15 protein-coding genes, 1 tRNA gene and 1 rRNA gene are annotated in these 17,509 nt (G+C 47.4%); 16 read left to right on the top strand and 1 reads right to left on the bottom strand.

Annotation, left to right across the window (positions count from 1 at the left end):
* The 5 genes from B0X71_RS00260 (at position 1) to B0X71_RS00280 (ending at position 4,423) form a co-directional block, all read left to right on the top strand.
* Complete coding sequence (locus B0X71_RS00260) at positions 1-1,635, top strand: putative polysaccharide biosynthesis protein (RefSeq protein WP_232336745.1); 1,635 nt, start codon at positions 1-3, stop codon at positions 1,633-1,635.
* Positions 1,632-3,092, top strand: coding sequence for a bifunctional methyltransferase/pyrophosphohydrolase YabN (gene yabN, locus B0X71_RS00265; RefSeq protein ID WP_077587594.1), 1,461 nt, complete (start codon positions 1,632-1,634; stop codon positions 3,090-3,092). The genes B0X71_RS00260 and yabN overlap by 4 nt, the downstream gene beginning before the upstream one ends.
* Before the next feature lie 4 nt (positions 3,093-3,096).
* Positions 3,097-3,387: an RNA-binding S4 domain-containing protein gene (locus B0X71_RS00270; RefSeq protein WP_077587595.1), complete on the top strand. Its 291-nt coding sequence runs from the start codon at positions 3,097-3,099 to the stop codon at positions 3,385-3,387.
* Between the two features lie 92 nt (positions 3,388-3,479).
* Positions 3,480-3,890, top strand: coding sequence for an FtsB family cell division protein (locus B0X71_RS00275; protein WP_077587596.1), 411 nt, complete (start codon positions 3,480-3,482; stop codon positions 3,888-3,890).
* 113 nt (positions 3,891-4,003) lie between these two features.
* Positions 4,004-4,423, top strand: coding sequence for a S1 domain-containing RNA-binding protein (locus tag B0X71_RS00280; protein ID WP_077587597.1), 420 nt, complete (start codon positions 4,004-4,006; stop codon positions 4,421-4,423).
* Between the two features lie 269 nt (positions 4,424-4,692).
* Here B0X71_RS00280 and B0X71_RS00290 read toward each other — a convergent pair.
* Positions 4,693-4,766: transfer RNA gene (locus tag B0X71_RS00290), tRNA-Met, on the bottom strand.
* Positions 4,767-4,858: 92 nt separating this feature from the next.
* Between B0X71_RS00290 and tilS the strand changes: the two genes are divergently transcribed.
* From tilS to B0X71_RS00345, 11 genes are all read left to right on the top strand, one after another.
* A complete protein-coding gene (tilS, locus tag B0X71_RS00295; RefSeq protein WP_077587599.1) occupies positions 4,859-6,274 on the top strand; it encodes a tRNA lysidine(34) synthetase TilS in 1,416 nt (471 codons plus the stop codon).
* A 20-nt stretch (positions 6,275-6,294) separates the two neighbouring features.
* Entirely contained in the window at positions 6,295-6,846 is a 552-nt protein-coding gene (hpt, locus tag B0X71_RS00300) for a hypoxanthine phosphoribosyltransferase (protein ID WP_077587600.1), read from the top strand.
* Positions 6,847-6,966: 120 nt separating this feature from the next.
* Positions 6,967-8,979 (top strand): ATP-dependent zinc metalloprotease FtsH, encoded by a 2,013-nt coding sequence (gene ftsH / locus B0X71_RS00305; protein WP_077587601.1) that lies wholly within the window; start codon positions 6,967-6,969, stop codon positions 8,977-8,979.
* A 125-nt stretch (positions 8,980-9,104) separates the two neighbouring features.
* Positions 9,105-9,890 (top strand): type III pantothenate kinase, encoded by a 786-nt coding sequence (locus tag B0X71_RS00310; protein WP_077587602.1) that lies wholly within the window; start codon positions 9,105-9,107, stop codon positions 9,888-9,890.
* Complete coding sequence (gene hslO / locus B0X71_RS00315) at positions 9,890-10,771, top strand: Hsp33 family molecular chaperone HslO (protein WP_077587603.1); 882 nt, start codon at positions 9,890-9,892, stop codon at positions 10,769-10,771. Before B0X71_RS00310 ends, hslO begins: the two co-directional genes overlap by 1 nt.
* A 238-nt stretch (positions 10,772-11,009) precedes the next feature.
* Entirely contained in the window at positions 11,010-11,939 is a 930-nt protein-coding gene (gene cysK / locus B0X71_RS00320; RefSeq protein ID WP_077587604.1) for a cysteine synthase A, read from the top strand.
* A gap of 104 nt (positions 11,940-12,043) precedes the next feature.
* Entirely contained in the window at positions 12,044-12,859 is an 816-nt protein-coding gene (gene folP / locus B0X71_RS00325; protein WP_077587605.1) for a dihydropteroate synthase, read from the top strand.
* Entirely contained in the window at positions 12,859-13,227 is a 369-nt protein-coding gene (gene folB / locus B0X71_RS00330; RefSeq protein WP_077587606.1) for a dihydroneopterin aldolase, read from the top strand. Before folP ends, folB begins: the two co-directional genes overlap by 1 nt.
* Positions 13,220-13,738 (top strand): 2-amino-4-hydroxy-6-hydroxymethyldihydropteridine diphosphokinase, encoded by a 519-nt coding sequence (gene folK / locus B0X71_RS00335; RefSeq protein ID WP_077587607.1) that lies wholly within the window; start codon positions 13,220-13,222, stop codon positions 13,736-13,738. The genes folB and folK overlap by 8 nt, the downstream gene beginning before the upstream one ends.
* Before the next feature lie 258 nt (positions 13,739-13,996).
* On the top strand, positions 13,997-15,481 hold the full coding sequence (gene lysS, locus B0X71_RS00340; protein ID WP_077587608.1) for a lysine--tRNA ligase: 1,485 nt from the start codon (positions 13,997-13,999) through the stop codon (positions 15,479-15,481).
* Between the two features lie 422 nt (positions 15,482-15,903).
* Positions 15,904-17,457: ribosomal RNA gene (locus B0X71_RS00345) — 16S ribosomal RNA — on the top strand.
* The last annotated feature ends 52 nt before the right edge of the window (positions 17,458-17,509 follow it).

The raw sequence follows: 17,509 nt of genomic DNA on the forward strand, positions 1-17,509 counted from the left end.
ATGGCGAGAACGGGAATGAATGCAGGCATGAAAGACCGGTCAACCATGGCTTCTTTTATGAAAGGGGCTTCCCTGCTGTTGATGGCAGGGTTTATTGTGAAACTATTAAGCGTCGCATACCGGGTGCCTTTTCAGAACCTGGCAGGAGACAGAGGATTTTATGTATACCAGCAGATCTATCCGTTCGTCGGAGTGTTCACAGCCTGGACTTCCTACGGTTTTTCAGTAGCAGTGTCGAAAATGCTGGCTGACAGCCGCGAAGAAGAGGAAGGGGCCATATTACGGATAGCGTTTGGTTGTATTTCAGGTTTCGCCATTATTGTATTCGGACTGCTGTTTTTCGGCTCCCCGCTTCTGGCGGATTGGATGGGGGATTCCGAGCTGGCGCCGCTTTTAAAAATCAGTGCGCTGGCGGTGCTGCTGATGCCTGTACTTGCCGTATTAAAAGGATTCTCTCAAGCTGACCAAGATATGGGTCCTGTTGCATCTGCACAGGTTTTCGAACAGACAGTTCGTGTCTTTGTTATATTGATTGGAACATGGATCGTTGTATCATACGGATTTTCAATCTATGCGGCAGGCGCAGCCGCGTTATGGGGAACAATAGCAGGCGAACTGGCGGGCGTTACGCTGCTGGTTTTATATACGGCGAGAACCGGGTGGGGTTTCACTGTGCGGTCAAAGGTAGCATTATGGCCGACTGTCCGTAAAATGACGGCACTTAGCGTAAGCCTCAGTTTCAGTTCTCTGCTGCTGCTGCTTTTTCAGCTTGCCGACTCCTTTACCGTTTTTCGATTACTGGAAGAAAGCGGCTTGCCGCGATTGGAGGCAATGGAACGCAAGGGAGTCTATGACCGGGCGCAGCCATTGGTTCAATTTGGTCTTCTGCTCGCGTCCTCACTCGCACTGTCCATTGTCCCGCTCGTCGCCCGCATGGACCGAAAACCCGGCGGGCGCCCACCGGAGCATTATGTCCGCCTGTCATTCCGGGCAGCACTGTTAATTGCGGCAGCGACAACAGCGGGTCTTATACTGACAATGCCTTATGTCAATGAAATGCTGTTTAAGACAACGGAAGGGTCAGCAACGTTGGCAGTCTTCAGCATCCAAGTGATGTGGGTCTCGCTGCTGCTGGTCTGGATGGCCATCCTTCAAGGTGCCGGGAAAGAAAAGGTGCCGGCACTGCTGCTGCTTGCTGGCCTGATCCTGAAATGGACAGGGAATGTTGTGCTGGTTCCGGCGCTTGGCATCATGGGTGCAGCGCTTGCCGGCAATATCGCGCTCATCATTTCGACAGCAAGTCTTTACTATTACTTTAAACGAACATGGCCGATTCGTTTCGCTCCGTTCGCTTATTACAGGAAAATGGCCGCTGCATTGGTGTCGATGGCTGTGTGTGTTCTCAGCTGGATTTTATTGGCGGATAGTTTGCTGTTTAATAGCTTGCCGGATCGCTTATCAGCTGCCTGCACAGCATTGACCGCCGCAGCAGTCGGCGCAGCAGTTTTTCTTGCAGCCGCTGCTAAAATGCGTATCCTTTCTGAGAAGGAGTGGTATGTTATTCCTTTTGGAAGGAAAATGGCCAAGTTTCAGTTATGGATGAATAAGAACAAAAGAAAGGGGGAACTTCGTTGAACACAATTCAAATCATCGGTCTCGGAGCAGGGGATTTAGAACAGCTCCCGCTCGGGTGCTACAGAAAACTAAAAAATGCGGAACAGCTTTTTGTCCGGACTGCCGACCACCCGGCGTTGACTGACTTGGCGGCTGAAGGAACGGTTTTCAGCAGCTTTGATGAGGTTTATGAAAAACATGATACATTTGAGCCGGTATACCGGGAAATTGCGGATAGCCTCCTGACACTTGCATCCGAAGGGGATATAACTTATGCGGTGCCCGGGCATCCGCTCATTGCAGAAATGACCGTACAGCATTTGATCGATTATGAGCGGCAGGGAAAGTGCTTGATCCGAATTGAAGGAGGCCAGAGTTTTCTGGATCCGCTTTTCAGCGCTCTCCGCATTGATCCGATTGATGGGTTTCAGCTGGTCGATGGCACTTCGTTTGATATACAACGGATTAATATGACTCAACATATTCTGATTGCGCAAGTGTATGATATGTTCAGTGCTTCCGAAGTCAAACTTGCTTTGATGGAAAAATATCCGGACGATTACCCGGTAACGATTGCAACAGCGGCGGGTTCTAAACAGGAACTGATTCGGACAGTTCCGTTATTCGAGCTTGACCGGTCGGCTGAATTGAATAATTTAACGACGGTTTACGTGCCGCCGGTAACAGAACAGGAAGAGCGACTGCGGGAGTGGCAGACGTTCCGCGATATTATCGCAGTGTTGAGAGGTCCTGGTGGTTGTCCGTGGGACCGGGAACAGACGCACGAATCACTCATGCCGTACTTACTGGAAGAAACCCACGAGCTGCTGGCGGCCATTCAGCAGGAAGATGATGAAGCAATTGCAGAAGAGCTGGGTGATGTGCTGCTTCAGGTATTCCTGCATGCCCAAATCGGACAGGATAACGGCTATTTTCAGCTGGAAGATGTACTGAATAAGGTCAGCGAAAAAATGATTCGCCGGCATCCGCATGTGTTTGGGGACGTGAAGGCAGAAACATCGGAAGAAGTGACGGCAAACTGGCAGCAGATCAAGAAAAACGAAAAGGAACTCCCCGTTTCCTTGCTGGCTGACCAATTCCGGTTCAGTTCTTCCCTTCAGACATCATTCAATTATCAGAAAGAAGCAGCGAAAGTAGGCTTCACATGGCGTGACAGCGAAGGTGCCTGGGATAAATTCCAGGAAGAGCTGCAGGAATTCAAACAGGAAGTGGCGAATGGGACAACAGATGATCAGCTTGAAGAATTTGGTGATCTGCTGTTTACACTCGTCAATATTGCGCGATTTTATAATCTTTCACCGGAAGAAGCGATGGTAAAGGCGAATGCTAAATTCCGGGAAAGGTTCGGCTACGTGGAAAAACGGGTGGCGAAAGACGCCGGTCGGTTTGAAGCATATACACTTGAAGAACTGGACGGTTTCTGGAACGAAGCGAAACAGCTGAAGAGAAAGGAATGAGATAATGCGACTGGATAAATTTTTGAAAGTATCCCGGCTGATCAAGCGGCGGACATTGGCAAAAGAAGTGGCAGACCAGGGCCGCGTAGCGATTAACGGTAAAAAAGCGAAGGCAAGTTCCGTCTTGAAAGAAGGCGATGAACTGGAGATCCGCTTCGGGCAAAAAGTAGTGATCGCAAAAGTCGATCAGCTGCGTGAAAACGCCAGAAAAGAAGAGACGGCAGCCATGTACACCATTTTACGGGAAGAAAAACTGGCGAAAGTCGAACCGGAATTTATTGATGATGAAACATAATGTAAAAAAGTGAAAAAAGGGGGGACTCCCCCCTTATGTTCACAGTGGAATTTTTGTATAATAAAACCAGCACAGCGTGAGGAGGGTAGGTCATGGGCTTGAAGAACAAACGAAAATCGACGGATCAGGGAGTTACTTCAATCCAGAATGACTATGTTCGCTCTGTTGAATTGCAGGAAAAAAAGCAGCAAGCGCATAAAATACGACTAGTTAGAAGGCTATCTGTTTTCGGTATCCTTGCGGCAATTTGCCTGCTATGGATCGTAACTACTATGTATTCACAGACACGGGATATTGCAGATAAAAAAGAGGAAAAAGCGGAAGCGGTTGCGGAACTTGAAGCAGCAGAGGATAAACAAATAAAGCTCGAAGAACATATTCAGCTGCTGAATGATGAAGACTATCTCGCAAAATTAGCCCGGAAAGAGTATTTCCTGTCAGAAGAAGGAGAAATCATCTTTTCGATTCCTGAAAATGAAGAAAATGAAGACGGAAAAGAGTAGTCAGTTGACACTCTTTTTTTGATGTTTATAATTAAGGTAACGGGTGGAGTCTCGCATGCTTAATATGATAGCAGGGATGACGCCATAAAATTTTAAGGAGGAACATTTTTTTTATGTCAATTGAAGTAGGCAGCAAGGTAGAAGGAAAGGTTACAGGGATCACGAATTTTGGAGCTTTTGTAGAGCTTCCAAACGGCAAAACGGGCCTCGTGCATATCAGTGAAGTGGCAGATAATTATGTAAAAGACATTAATGATCACTTGAAAGTCGGCGAAATGGTTGAAGTGAAAGTGATGAATGTTGAAGCTGACGGAAAAATCGGCCTTTCCATCCGTAAAGCAAAACCGCAGCCTGAAGGGACGACAGAGCGTCCACGACGTCCTCGGCCAAACCGTTCATTTGATCGGCAGCCACCAAAAGAGAATTTTGAATCAAAAATGGCGAAGTTTCTGAAAGACAGTGATGAACGTCTGTCAACATTGAAACGGGCAACCGAATCAAAACGCGGCGGTCGTGGAGCGAAAAGAGGCTAACTTGCTGATTGTTTTAATGGCATAGAAAAAATGCTTAAATGACAGCTGAACAGTTGTTGATTGAGACGCTTCTTTCGGGAAGCGTTTTTTATCATCTTCTAAATAAGGACAGCCATAGGCAGTATGAACGTTCAATTGTCATGCATAAAACAGAAAAGCGGCACTCCGATTGGAATGCCGCTGTAAATTCAGTGATGACTTCTGCAGGATTTGAATCCGTTGTACGCTTGTCGTGACAAGCAGACGGTTCAGCTTCCCTTTTCTTGAAATGGCGGCAGAGGGGATCGAACCCCCGACCTTACGGGTATGAACCGTACGCTCTAGCCAGCTGAGCTACGCCGCCTTTATTCAAACGAACAAGAATTATCATACTACCGTTTCCGGTAAAGTGTCAAACAGTTTTTTAATGTAGTTTTTATCTGGAGGTACAGGGAAATGAGGGGTTTTCCACAACAAGTCCTGGCATTTATTAAGAAAAAAAGATTGCTCAGGGCCGGTGACCGCGTGTGTGTCGCCTGTTCAGGCGGCGCTGATTCTATAGCCCTTCTGCACGTACTGAAGCAGCATGAACAGACGCTGGATATTCAGCTCAGTGCTGTGCATGTTGACCATATGCTCCGTGGTGAAGAGTCTGCAGCCGATCGCTTGTTTGTTGAGGAAGTATGCCGGAAGTGGGGAGTGCCATGTTACAGTACGGCTATTCCAGTGCCTGATCTGCTGAAAGCGGAAGGTGGAAACCGGCAGGCTGTAAGCCGAAAGGTACGTTACCAGTATTTTACTGAAGTGATGAAAAGAGAACGGATTCAGAAACTGGCCACTGCACACCATGCGGATGACCAGCTGGAAAGCCTCTTGATGACGGGGCTCCGCGGTACATTACAGACCGGCAGTTTTGGCATACCTGTCAGCAGACCTATCGAAGGCGGACAACTCGTCCGTCCATTTTTGACGGTAAGTCGACTGGCAATTGAGAACTATGTCGCTGCGTCAGACCTTGCTTTTAGGCAGGATCCTAGCAATTTTTCAGCTGCATACACACGCAACCGGCTCCGCCTGCAGGTCATACCGCTTTTGAAAGAGGAAAACCCTGAGGCGGCGGTTCAGGCTGCTTTACTTGCAGAGAGCGTGCAGCAGGACCAGCAATACTTAGAGGAAGCAGCCGGTCAGCGACTTGCTGAACTTGTGAGCAAGTCCAAGTCAGGGAACCATATTGAAATGTCAGCTCAAGCGTTCCGCCAGTGCCCGGCCGCTTTACAAAAAAGAATGCTTCCTCTACTATTAAGCTATCTATACCCGAAAAAACATGTGAACTTGACGGTACAGCTGGCTGAACAAATGCAAGAGATTCTGCGCTGTTCATCAGGTACTGTTTTTCTGCATTTACCGCATGATCTGCTCATGATCCGCGAGTATGATGATGTCCGCTTTCTTTCGGCTGACCGAGCAGAACAGGCGTCTGATGACCGGGAAATTATCATTGGCTCCGACTGGTCAGAACCCGTGGCCGGTTATCGCTTCAAGGTAGTATCTGCTGCGGAGAAGGCTGAGATGGGAGATGTGGCAATCTGGTATTTCTCACCGGAGGAAAGACTGCCACTGATCATCCGAAAGCGGAAAAATGGTGATCGCATCCAACTGGCGGGAATGGACAGGCCTAAAAAAGTCGCACGTCTGATGATTGATGAAAAAGTACCGCTCGTCCTGCGGGAAAATTGGCCATTGATTGTTACGAAGGAAGATGAGGTACTGCTAATACCCGGATTTAGAGCGTCCAAGCATTTAACGGAATCGCCGGCGCATGGCGACTGGCTGCTGATAACACAACCGGTTACAGGGCAGGCAGAAAAGTGAACAGAATTTAGGAGGACACAATGCTACGTAATGACATCGAAGAAATTTTAATTGCAGAAGAAGAAATCCGTGAAAAAACGCGTGAGTTGGGTGATCAGCTGACTCGGGACTATGAGGATAAATTCCCGCTGGCGATTGGTGTATTAAAAGGCGCACTGCCATTCATGGGTGATTTGATCAAGCGCATGGATTGCTACCTCGAAATGGATTTCATGGATGTGTCCAGCTATGGAAATGCCACTGTATCTTCAGGAGAAGTTAAAATTATTAAGGATCTGAATACAAGCGTTGAAGGACGCGATATTTTGATCATTGAAGACATTATCGATAGCGGACTGACATTAAGCTATCTCGTTGATCTATTCAAGTACCGGAAGGCGAAATCGATTAAGATCGTAACGCTGCTTGATAAACCGAGCGGTCGCAAGGTGGATTTGAAAGCGGATTATATCGGCTTTGAAGTGCCGGATGCATTCGTGGTCGGATATGGACTTGATTATGCAGAGAAATATCGCAATCTGCCGTATATTGGTGTTTTAAAACCATATATATACGGCGGCGAAGAAGCTTAGTCAAAAACTATTCACAATTCTGTAAATACCGATTTGATGTAAGGGCTTTTCATTGTCCGGTCAATTGTCACTGTGGTAGTATTTAGTATAGTTTTTGCAAACCTTGTGAGGAGGCTCGGGATGAATCGGATATTTCGATACACCATATTCTATCTATTGATATTCCTGGTTATTATCGGGATTTTGGGAACATTTAACAACAGCAATCAGCCGACAGAGAATATAGGGTATGATGAATTCTTGACTGCTCTTGCTGAAGGCGACATAACGGAAGTGACGATTCAGCCGGATGCCATGGTATATGAAGTAAGAGGTGAATTGGCGGACTATGAAGAAGGTGAATCCTTCATCACAAATATCCCGCTGGAAAACGATGAACTGATTAACCAGATTGATGAACTGGCACTTAGCGAAGAGGTAGTGGTCAATTACCTGAAAGCACCGCAGACAAGCGGATGGGTTCAGTTCCTTACTGGCATTATCCCGTTTGTGATCATTTTCATTCTGTTCTTCTTCCTGCTTAACCAGGCTCAGGGCGGCGGTGGCCGTGTCATGAACTTCGGAAAGAGCAAAGCGAAGCTGTATAATGATGAAAAGAAGAAAGTCCGTTTCCGCGATGTTGCGGGAGCAGATGAAGAAAAACAGGAACTTGTGGAAGTGGTTGACTTCCTGAAAGATCCACGAAAATTCTCTAGCATCGGTGCACGGATTCCAACAGGGATTTTGCTTGTCGGACCTCCGGGTACTGGTAAAACACTTCTTGCACGTGCAGTTGCCGGAGAAGCAGGCGTACCGTTCTTCTCCATCAGTGGTTCGGATTTTGTAGAGATGTTTGTAGGAGTCGGGGCATCCCGTGTCCGTGACTTGTTTGAAAACGCGAAGAAGAATTCACCATGTATCATCTTTATTGATGAAATTGATGCAGTTGGACGCCAGCGTGGCGCCGGTCTTGGCGGTGGTCACGATGAGCGTGAACAGACGCTGAACCAATTGCTCGTTGAAATGGATGGATTTGGTGCAAATGAAGGAATCATCATTATCGCAGCAACGAACCGTCCGGATATTCTTGACCCGGCACTTCTGCGTCCAGGCCGTTTCGACCGTCAGATTACTGTTGGCCGTCCGGATGTTAAAGGGCGTCAGGAAGTCCTGCAAGTACACGCACGCAATAAGCCGCTAAGTGACACTGTAGACTTAAAAGCTGTTGCCCAGCGTACACCAGGCTTTTCGGGGGCGGATCTTGAAAATCTCCTGAATGAATCAGCACTCGTGGCGGCGCGCCGTAATAAAGATAAGATCGATATGTCTGATATTGATGAAGCAACAGACCGGGTCATCGCTGGACCAGCGAAGAAGAACCGGGTAATCTCTGAGAAAGAACGGAATATCGTGGCTTTCCACGAATCCGGTCACACAGTCGTCGGATTGACGCTTGATGATGCAGATGTAGTTCACAAAGTCACAATCGTCCCGCGTGGCCAGGCTGGCGGGTATGCGGTAATGCTTCCAAGAGAAGACCGTTACTTCATGACCAAGCCCGAACTTCTTGATAAAATTGCCGGTCTCCTTGGCGGCCGTGTTGCAGAAGATATCATTTTTGGCGAAGTTTCAACCGGTGCGCATAATGACTTCCAGCGTGCGACACAGATTGCACGCAGCATGGTCACTGAATACGGGATGAGTGATAAGATCGGTCCTGTTCAGTTCGGCCAGGCTTCTGGAGGAAATGTATTCCTGGGTCGCGATTTCAATTCTGATCAAAATTACTCGGACGACATCGCATTCGAGATTGACCAGGAGATGCAGCGCATTATTAAAGAACAGTATGAGCGCACGAAAAAAATTCTGACTGAAAAAGAAGATCTGCTTCGGTTGATCGCAACAACCTTGCTTGAAGTGGAGACACTTGATGCCGCACAGATCCTTCACTTACAGGAACATGGTACACTGCCGGAGCGTGAATATGAAACGCTCAACGGGGAGTACGGAAATGACGTAGTAGACGAAAATGATAAAGAAAAAGTGAATCCGGATGTTACAGGTTCTCCAAACGATCCTTCCGCTGGTGACTTGCCGGCAGAAGAAGCGGGAGAAGACAACCCGCGCGGACCTTTCCAGGAAGACCGCAAGTAAGAATGCATGAAGCTGATTGATCATTCCCTTATAATAAGGGAAGTCAATCAGCTTTTTTCTTCTAGTGTGAATGTGGTATGATGTGTTGGAAATTTCAGAAGCTGGACAAAAAGTGAGGCAGAAAAATGATTTTAGTGCTGGATGTAGGCAATACGAATATCATGCTCGGTGTTTATAGCGGGGATCAGCTGACTCACTACTGGCGGATGGAAACAGATCGCCGCAAGACAGAAGATGAATTCGCGATGCAGCTGAAACAGCTCCTGAATCATGTCGGGTTATCGTTTGAAAATATTCAAGGGATTGCTATATCGTCGGTAGTGCCGCCGATCATGTTTTCACTTGAGCGGATGTGTGAAAAGTACTTTCAGCTAAAACCGCTCATTGTCGGTCCAGGCGTAAAAACCGGCTTGAATATCAAGTATGAAAATCCGCGGGAAGTAGGCGCGGATCGGATTGTGAATGCAGTTGCTGCAATACACGAATATGGAAGCCCGCTGGTTATCGTCGATTTCGGTACAGCAACGACGTATTGCTATATTGATGAATCTGCTCGCTATATCGGCGGTGCAATTGCTCCAGGGATTGGAATTTCAACAGAAGCGCTTTACACGTATGCATCCAAACTGCCTCGAATTGAAATTGTACGGCCTGAGCAAGTAGTCGGTAAAAATACCGTCACTGCCATGCAGGCCGGCATCGTTTTTGGGTACGTCGGTCAGGCGGAAGGTATCGTGAACCGTATGAAAGCACAGAGCAGAAAAGAACCGACTGTTATTGCGACAGGCGGCTTGGCGAAGTTAATCGCTGCTGAGTCCAATGTAATTGATATTGTCGATCCTTTTTTGACATTAAAGGGATTGCATTTAATTTATAAACGGAATGATACGCAAAGAAAGGAACGATTTTGATGGGAGATTATTTAGTAAGAGGACTTGCTTTTGATGGACAGGTCCGTGCATTTGCTGCAGATACAACTAAAACAGTAGGAGAAGCTCAGCGACGCCATATGATGTGGCCGACAGCTTCTGCTGCGCTTGGACGTACGATGACAGCGGGTGTCATGATGGGGGCTATGCTGAAAGGTAATGATAAAATTACTTTGAAACTGGAAGGTAAAGGACCAATTGGTCTGGTACTGGTAGACAGTGATGCTAACGGCGGAGTGCGCGGTTATGTAACCAATCCGCAAACCCATCTGGATCTGAATGAACAAGGGAAACTGGATGTCCGAGGGGCTGTTGGAACAGAGGGAATGCTTTCTGTTGTGAAAGATTTGGGCCTTCGTGATTACTTTACGGGGCAAACGCCAATCGTGTCCGGTGAAGTCGCTGAAGACTTTACGTATTACTTTGCTGTCTCTGAGCAAGTACCTTCTTCAGTTGGCCTTGGTGTATTGGTCGATACAGACAATTCTATTATTGCAGCAGGCGGGTTTATTATTCAGCTCATGCCTGGAACAGATGACGAAACAATTGCTAAAATTGAAGAGCGAATTTCAAGTGTTGAACCAATTTCAAAACTGATTCAGCGCGGACTGACACCTGAAGAAGTGTTGGCAGAAGTTCTTGGGAAAGAAAATGTTCAAATTTTGGATAAAAAGCCGGTGCATTTCGATTGTAATTGTTCAAAAGACCGATTTGCCCGTGGAATTATGGGACTTGGTGAACAAGAGATTCAAGATATGATCGAAGAGGATGGAATGGCGGAAGCACAATGCCATTTTTGCATGGAAAAGTATGAGTATTCAAAAGGCGAACTTGAAACATTGATCGAAGAACTTCGCGCTTAATCAAACCGAATATAGCAAACTAGAAAACGCCCTTTTTCGAGGGCGTTTTTTAGTTGATTTTAAATCCGTATTCCGTTGCCCTGTGAATCGGAAACAGTAGCAGTTAACACGTTATGTTGCGGGCGGCTTGAATAACCATCAATTTCTTGATTGTTCAAAATTGACCGTAAACAGGAACATTGATACGATTGTACTGGAACATAACCGATAAAACTAGTGGGGATTAGGAGTGGATAGCATGGCTCGAATTGGAAACTCAGTAAATGATCTGATTGGACAGACACCTATCGTAAAATTGAACAGACTGACAGGACCGGAAGATGCAGAAGTATATGCAAAACTGGAATTCTTCAACCCGGGCAGTAGTGTAAAAGACCGGATTGCTTTGGCTATGATTGAAGCAGCCGAAAAAGCCGGCAACCTGAAGGAAGGCGACACAATCATTGAACCGACCAGCGGAAACACGGGAATCGGTCTGGCAATGGTGGCGGCAGCAAAAGGGTATAAAACAGTATTAGTTATGCCGGACACGATGAGTATGGAACGCCGGAATCTCCTCCGGGCTTATGGAGCGGAACTTGTCCTTACTCCTGGAGCAGGTGGTATGAAAGCAGCCATTGGAAAAGCGGAAGAACTGGCACAGGAAAATAATTATTTCATGCCGCAGCAGTTCAAGAACGAAGCAAACCCGGAAATCCATCGTCTGACAACAGGACCTGAGATTGTTGAAGCAATGGGCGATCAGCTGGATGCGTTTGTCTCCGGGATCGGCACAGGCGGCACCATCACAGGGGCAGGCAGTGTACTGAAAGAAAAGTACCCGGAAATTTTGCTTGCAGCGGTTGAGCCGGCGGATTCGGCAATCCTTTCTGGCGGACAGCCAGGCCCTCATAAAATTCAAGGTATTGGAGCTGGATTTGTGCCGGATGTGCTGGATACTGAAATCTACGATGAAGTGATCCAGGTTACAAACGACCAGGCATATGAAACTGCCCGGACTCTGGCGCGCACTGAAGGAATTCTAGGCGGCGTTTCCTCTGGAGCGGCAATCTATGCAGCCCTGCAGCTGGCTAAGCGACTGGGGAAAGGGAAGAAAGTGCTTGCTATTCTTCCATCTAATGGCGAACGCTATTTGAGTACACCGCTGTATCAATTCGAAGAAAAATAATAGTTGAAACAGGAAAAGCATGCCATTGCGCATGCTTTTCTTTATGTTTCAGCTGAATTCGGCGTTAAAATGGAGAAAGTTGAATGAGCGAAAGGTGAGAACTTATGAACTTTGATTTTGCAAACAAAACCCATGTAATGGGAATCCTGAATGTGACACCGGATTCGTTTTCGGACGGTGGCCAATTTAGATCAGTTGAACGTGCATTAACGCATGCAGGGAAGCTAATAACAGATGGAGCGGATATTATTGATGTGGGCGGTGAATCAACACGTCCAGGACATGAACAAATTTCAGAGGAAGAAGAAATTGAACGAGTGGTGCCGGTCATTCGATTACTGAAAGAACAGTGGGATATTCCTGTCTCCATTGATACATATAAATCGAAAGTTGCGCATGCGGCACTTGAGGCAGGAGCAGATATTATCAATGACATCTGGGGTGCAAAATATGATCCTGAAATAGCAGCGGCAGCGGCTAGCCATGGGGCCCCGATTGTGTTGATGCATAACCGGAAGCGGGCGGTATATGAAAACTTCTGGGAGAATGTACAGCAGGATATTGGAGAAAGCATCAATATCGCCAGAGCTGCCGGCGTGAAGCAAGAAAAGATTTGGCTTGATCCGGGAATTGGTTTTGGAAAGACAGCTATTCATAACATAGAGATGATGCGGCTATTAGACCAATTCTGTATGCTTGGTTACCCCGTTCTGCTTGGAACTTCGCGGAAGTCCTTTATCGGGAAAGCATTGAGTGGAGCTCCTGTATCTGAACGGCTGGAAGGATCGCTGGCAACGGCTTGTTATGGCGCAGAAAAAGGCTGTGAAATTATCCGGGTCCATGATGTAAAAGAAACAGTACGTGCTTTGCGAATGATCGATGTATTGACCGGGAAGCAGTCTTTAGAGGAGGAGAGATAATGGATTTTATTCATATTAACGATATGGAGTTCTATGGCTATCATGGTGTGTTACCGGAAGAGACCAAACTGGGGCAACGGTTCCGTCTGACTGTTTCTCTAGAAGTGGATTTGAATCGGGCTGGGCAGACAGACGAGCTGGAGTACACTGTCCATTATGGTGAAGTATATGAACTATGCCGGCGGATTGTGGAAGGAGAACCAAGGAAACTAATTGAAGCCGTTGCGGAAGACGTGGCAACGAATATTTTAAAAAGTTTTCCGCTCGTTCAGTCGCTTCGGGTTCAATTTATGAAACCTGATCCGCCTATCCCGGGGCATTACCGCTCTGTGTCAGTCGATATCACAAGGGGACGGTGTAATGAATAGAGGCTATATATCCCTTGGGTCAAATATGGGGAATCGCTTACACATGCTGCAACGAGCTGCTGGATTGCTAAATGCCCATTCTAAAGTGGAGGTGGACGGCATCTCATCTGTTTACGAGACGGAACCGGTGGGGTTTACAGACCAGCAGGCTTTTCTCAATATGGTAATAACCGTTAAGACATCACTTTCTTCACTGGAACTTCTCAAGGTGTGTCAGGTGATTGAGCAGCAGCTGCACCGGGAACGGCTTGTTCGATGGGGACCACGGACAATAGACCTTGACATTTTGCTCTATAATCAAGACAATATGGAAACGGAGGAACTGACTATTCCGCATCCCCGTATGTACGAGCGTGCTTTTGTTCTCGTTCCGTTGCTGATAATGGAACCGGATTTACAGGATCCCCGAAGCGGACGGTTGTTTAAGGAATTGGTGCGAGCTGCAGAAGGAGATGTGCAGCTATATCGTACATATCCGAATCTAACGGTGTTTCTCAATGCCAGCGAGTAAGTTAACACCTGCGGTTTATTTTACTTCCTAAATATAGAATACAAAAACTGTTTGATCAGGCAGACAGGAACAGCAGTCTACTGTAAGTATCGTTAACTATCTTGCTGAATAATTGACTGAGTGTGAGTGCCGAGTCGTATATGAATGGCAAATTTGCTGCCACATGCCGTGGTGGCTTTTTTGTGTGGACATGCGCTTATGTGTACAATAGAAAGATGATGAAAATTGTAAGGCCTAAGAATTGAAGGAGTGAACAGAATGTCAGAAGAATTGAATGACCAGCTGGTGGTCAGACGCGAAAAAATGCAGGAGTTCCGGGAACGAGGGATGGACCCGTTCGGAAAGCGCTTTGAACGAAGCCATTCAACCGCACAAATAAAAGAACAATTTGATCAGTTTACAAAAGAAGAATTAGCTGAAACTCCACACGAAGTTATTATTGCAGGGCGTATAATGACAAAACGAGGCAAGGGGAAAGCTGGATTCGCCCACTTGCAAGATCTGGCTGGCCAGATTCAAATATATGTACGGCAAGACACAGTTGGAGAAGAAATATATGAATTATTCAATACAGCTGATCTTGGCGATATTGTAGGAGTAAAAGGAACTGTCTTCAAAACAAAAGTTGGCGAATTGTCAGTAAAAGCAACAGAAGTTGAATTTCTTTCAAAAGCTCTTCGGCCGCTTCCGGATAAATTCCATGGCCTTAAAGACGTGGAACAGCGTTACCGTCAGCGGTATCTGGATCTCATTGTAAGTGAAGAAAGCAAAGAAACTTTCATTCTTCGTAGCCGGATTATTCAGTCGATGCGCCGATACTTGGATGATGCGGGGTTCCTTGAGGTAGAGACACCAATGTTGCATTCGATTGCAGGAGGAGCGGCTGCTCGCCCATTCATTACACATCATAATGCACTTGATATGGCATTGTATGTCCGGATTGCTATTGAGCTCCACTTAAAGCGTTTGATTGTTGGTGGACTTGAAAAAGTATATGAAATCGGACGTGTATTCCGAAATGAGGGAATTTCAACTCGTCATAATCCTGAGTTCACAATGCTTGAACTCTATGAGGCGTATGCCGATTTTGAGGATGTCATGAATTTGACTGAGAACTTAGTTGCTCATATTTCGCAAGAAGTTCTTGGTACGACAACAGTGCGTTATGGTGACGATGAAATCAATCTTGCGCCAGGCTGGGAGCGGCTGCACATGGCAGACGCCGTACAAAAATATACCGGTGCGGATTTTTGGCAGCAGCTTTCCTTGGCAGAAGCACGTGCGCTGGCCAAGGAACATGGAGTAGAAATTAAAGACACTATGGAAGTCGGTCATATCCTGAATGAGTTTTTTGAGCAGAAAGTTGAAGAAGAGCTCGTTCAGCCGACTTTCGTCTATGGACATCCTGTTGAAATTTCACCTCTTGCTAAGAAGAACCCGGAAGATGATCGTTTCACCGATCGCTTTGAATTATTCATTGTCCGAAGAGAGCATGCTAACGCCTTTACCGAACTGAATGATCCGATTGATCAACGGGAGCGCTTTGAAGCACAATTAGCAGAGAAAGCGGCCGGAAATGATGAAGCTCATGAAATGGATGAAGACTTCATTGAAGCACTTGAATATGGCATGCCGCCAACCGGAGGATTAGGTATTGGAGTTGATCGACTAGTTATGTTACTAACTAATTCGGCCTCAATCCGGGATGTTTTGCTATTTCCGCAGATGCGCCCACGGGACTGATTGGCTAACTAAGCAGGTAGAAAGAATGAATCTATTCTTTCTGCCTGTTTTTTTAATAAAAAAGCTTGCGAACGTATTTTTGTGGTGGTATAGTGATCAATGTTGCTAAAAAGCAGGAAAACTTCCTTCAATTTTTGTTGACAGGGAAAATTCAAACTGGTAGTATATGAAAGTCGCACAAAGCGTTGCACAAAGCGTTGCACAAAGCGAAAAGAAAAATAATGGTTTTTCTTGACGCTATCGTGATGGCATGGTATATTAGTAAAGTTGCTGCAAACAACAGCGACCTGAACTGAACCTTGAAAACTGAACAGCAAAACGCTAAGAAACAAACACGATTCTTAAGTGAATCAAATAGCGGCGCGTCATGCGTCACCTCCGTGACCATGGCCGCTGCGCCAGCAAGAGTCAATCAAGACTCCATATCGGAGAGTTTGATCCTGGCTCAGGACGAACGCTGGCGGCGTGCCTAATACATGCAAGTCGAGCGGACGAATCGGGAGCTTGCTCCCGGTTCGTTAGCGGCGGACGGGTGAGTAACACGTGGGCAACCTGCCCTGCAGATCGGGATAACTCCGGGAAACCGGTGCTAATACCGGATAGGTCGGAACCTCGCATGAGGTTCCGCGGAAAGACGGCATCTCGCTGTCACTGCAGGATGGGCCCGCGGCGCATTAGCTAGTTGGTGGGGTAGTGGCCCACCAAGGCGACGATGCGTAGCCGACCTGAGAGGGTGATCGGCCACACTGGGACTGAGACACGGCCCAGACTCCTACGGGAGGCAGCAGTAGGGAATCTTCCGCAATGGACGAAAGTCTGACGGAGCAACGCCGCGTGAGTGAAGAAGGTTTTCGGATCGTAAAACTCTGTTGTAAGGGAAGAACACGTACCAGTTAACTGCTGGTACCTTGACGGTACCTTACCAGAAAGCCACGGCTAACTACGTGCCAGCAGCCGCGGTAATACGTAGGTGGCAAGCGTTGTCCGGAATTATTGGGCGTAAAGCGCGCGCAGGCGGTCTTTTAAGTCTGATGTGAAAGCCCACGGCTCAACCGTGGAGGGTCATTGGAAACTGGAGGACTTGAGTGCAGAAGAGGAAAGTGGAATTCCACGTGTAGCGGTGAAATGCGTAGAGATGTGGAGGAACACCAGTGGCGAAGGCGACTTTCTGGTCTGTAACTGACGCTGAGGCGCGAAAGCGTGGGGAGCAAACAGGATTAGATACCCTGGTAGTCCACGCCGTAAACGATGAGTGCTAAGTGTTAGGGGGTTTCCGCCCCTTAGTGCTGCAGCTAACGCATTAAGCACTCCGCCTGGGGAGTACGGCCGCAAGGCTGAAACTCAAAGGAATTGACGGGGGCCCGCACAAGCGGTGGAGCATGTGGTTTAATTCGAAGCAACGCGAAGAACCTTACCAGGTCTTGACATCCCGCTGACCGCCCTGGAGACAGGGCTTCCCCTTCGGGGGCAGCGGTGACAGGTGGTGCATGGTTGTCGTCAGCTCGTGTCGTGAGATGTTGGGTTAAGTCCCGCAACGAGCGCAACCCTTGATCTTAGTTGCCAGCATTCAGTTGGGCACTCTAAGGTGACTGCCGGTGACAAACCGGAGGAAGGTGGGGATGACGTCAAATCATCATGCCCCTTATGACCTGGGCTACACACGTGCTACAATGGACGGTACAAAGGGCAGCAACCCCGCAAGGGCAAGCGAATCCCAGAAAACCGTTCTCAGTTCGGATTGCAGGCTGCAACTCGCCTGCATGAAGCCGGAATCGCTAGTAATCGCGGATCAGCATGCCGCGGTGAATACGTTCCCGGGCCTTGTACACACCGCCCGTCACACCACGAGAGTTTGTAACACCCGAAGTCGGTGGGGTAACCCTTACGGGAGCCAGCCGCCGAAGGTGGGACAGATGATTGGGGTGAAGTCGTAACAAGGTAGCCGTATCGGAAGGTGCGGCTGGATCACCTCCTTTCTAAGGATTTCTGTCGGAAGACAGTTCGGAACGGACCGTTTGGTCCGCTTAG

Source organism: Planococcus lenghuensis (assembly GCF_001999905.1).
In the GTDB taxonomy this organism is placed as follows: Bacteria; Bacillota; Bacilli; order Bacillales_A; family Planococcaceae; genus Indiicoccus; species Indiicoccus lenghuensis.

Bases quoted from the DNA above. Each gene is read 5' to 3' on its own strand.
- tilS (WP_077587599.1), top strand. From the start codon at position 4,859: ATGAGGGGTTTTCCACAACAAGTCCTGGCATTTATTAAGAAAAAAAGA.
- hpt (WP_077587600.1), top strand. From the start codon at position 6,295: ATGCTACGTAATGACATCGAAGAAATTTTAATTGCAGAAGAAGAAATC.
- folP (WP_077587605.1), top strand. From the start codon at position 12,044: ATGAACTTTGATTTTGCAAACAAAACCCATGTAATGGGAATCCTGAAT.
- B0X71_RS00260 (WP_232336745.1), top strand. From the start codon at position 1: ATGGCGAGAACGGGAATGAATGCAGGCATGAAAGACCGGTCAACCATG.
- hslO (WP_077587603.1), top strand. From the start codon at position 9,890: ATGGGAGATTATTTAGTAAGAGGACTTGCTTTTGATGGACAGGTCCGT.
- ftsH (WP_077587601.1), top strand. From the start codon at position 6,967: ATGAATCGGATATTTCGATACACCATATTCTATCTATTGATATTCCTG.
- folB (WP_077587606.1), top strand. From the start codon at position 12,859: ATGGATTTTATTCATATTAACGATATGGAGTTCTATGGCTATCATGGT.
- cysK (WP_077587604.1), top strand. From the start codon at position 11,010: ATGGCTCGAATTGGAAACTCAGTAAATGATCTGATTGGACAGACACCT.
- B0X71_RS00270 (WP_077587595.1), top strand. From the start codon at position 3,097: ATGCGACTGGATAAATTTTTGAAAGTATCCCGGCTGATCAAGCGGCGG.
- B0X71_RS00280 (WP_077587597.1), top strand. From the start codon at position 4,004: ATGTCAATTGAAGTAGGCAGCAAGGTAGAAGGAAAGGTTACAGGGATC.
- lysS (WP_077587608.1), top strand. From the start codon at position 13,997: ATGTCAGAAGAATTGAATGACCAGCTGGTGGTCAGACGCGAAAAAATG.
- folK (WP_077587607.1), top strand. From the start codon at position 13,220: ATGAATAGAGGCTATATATCCCTTGGGTCAAATATGGGGAATCGCTTA.
- B0X71_RS00275 (WP_077587596.1), top strand. From the start codon at position 3,480: ATGGGCTTGAAGAACAAACGAAAATCGACGGATCAGGGAGTTACTTCA.
- B0X71_RS00310 (WP_077587602.1), top strand. From the start codon at position 9,105: ATGATTTTAGTGCTGGATGTAGGCAATACGAATATCATGCTCGGTGTT.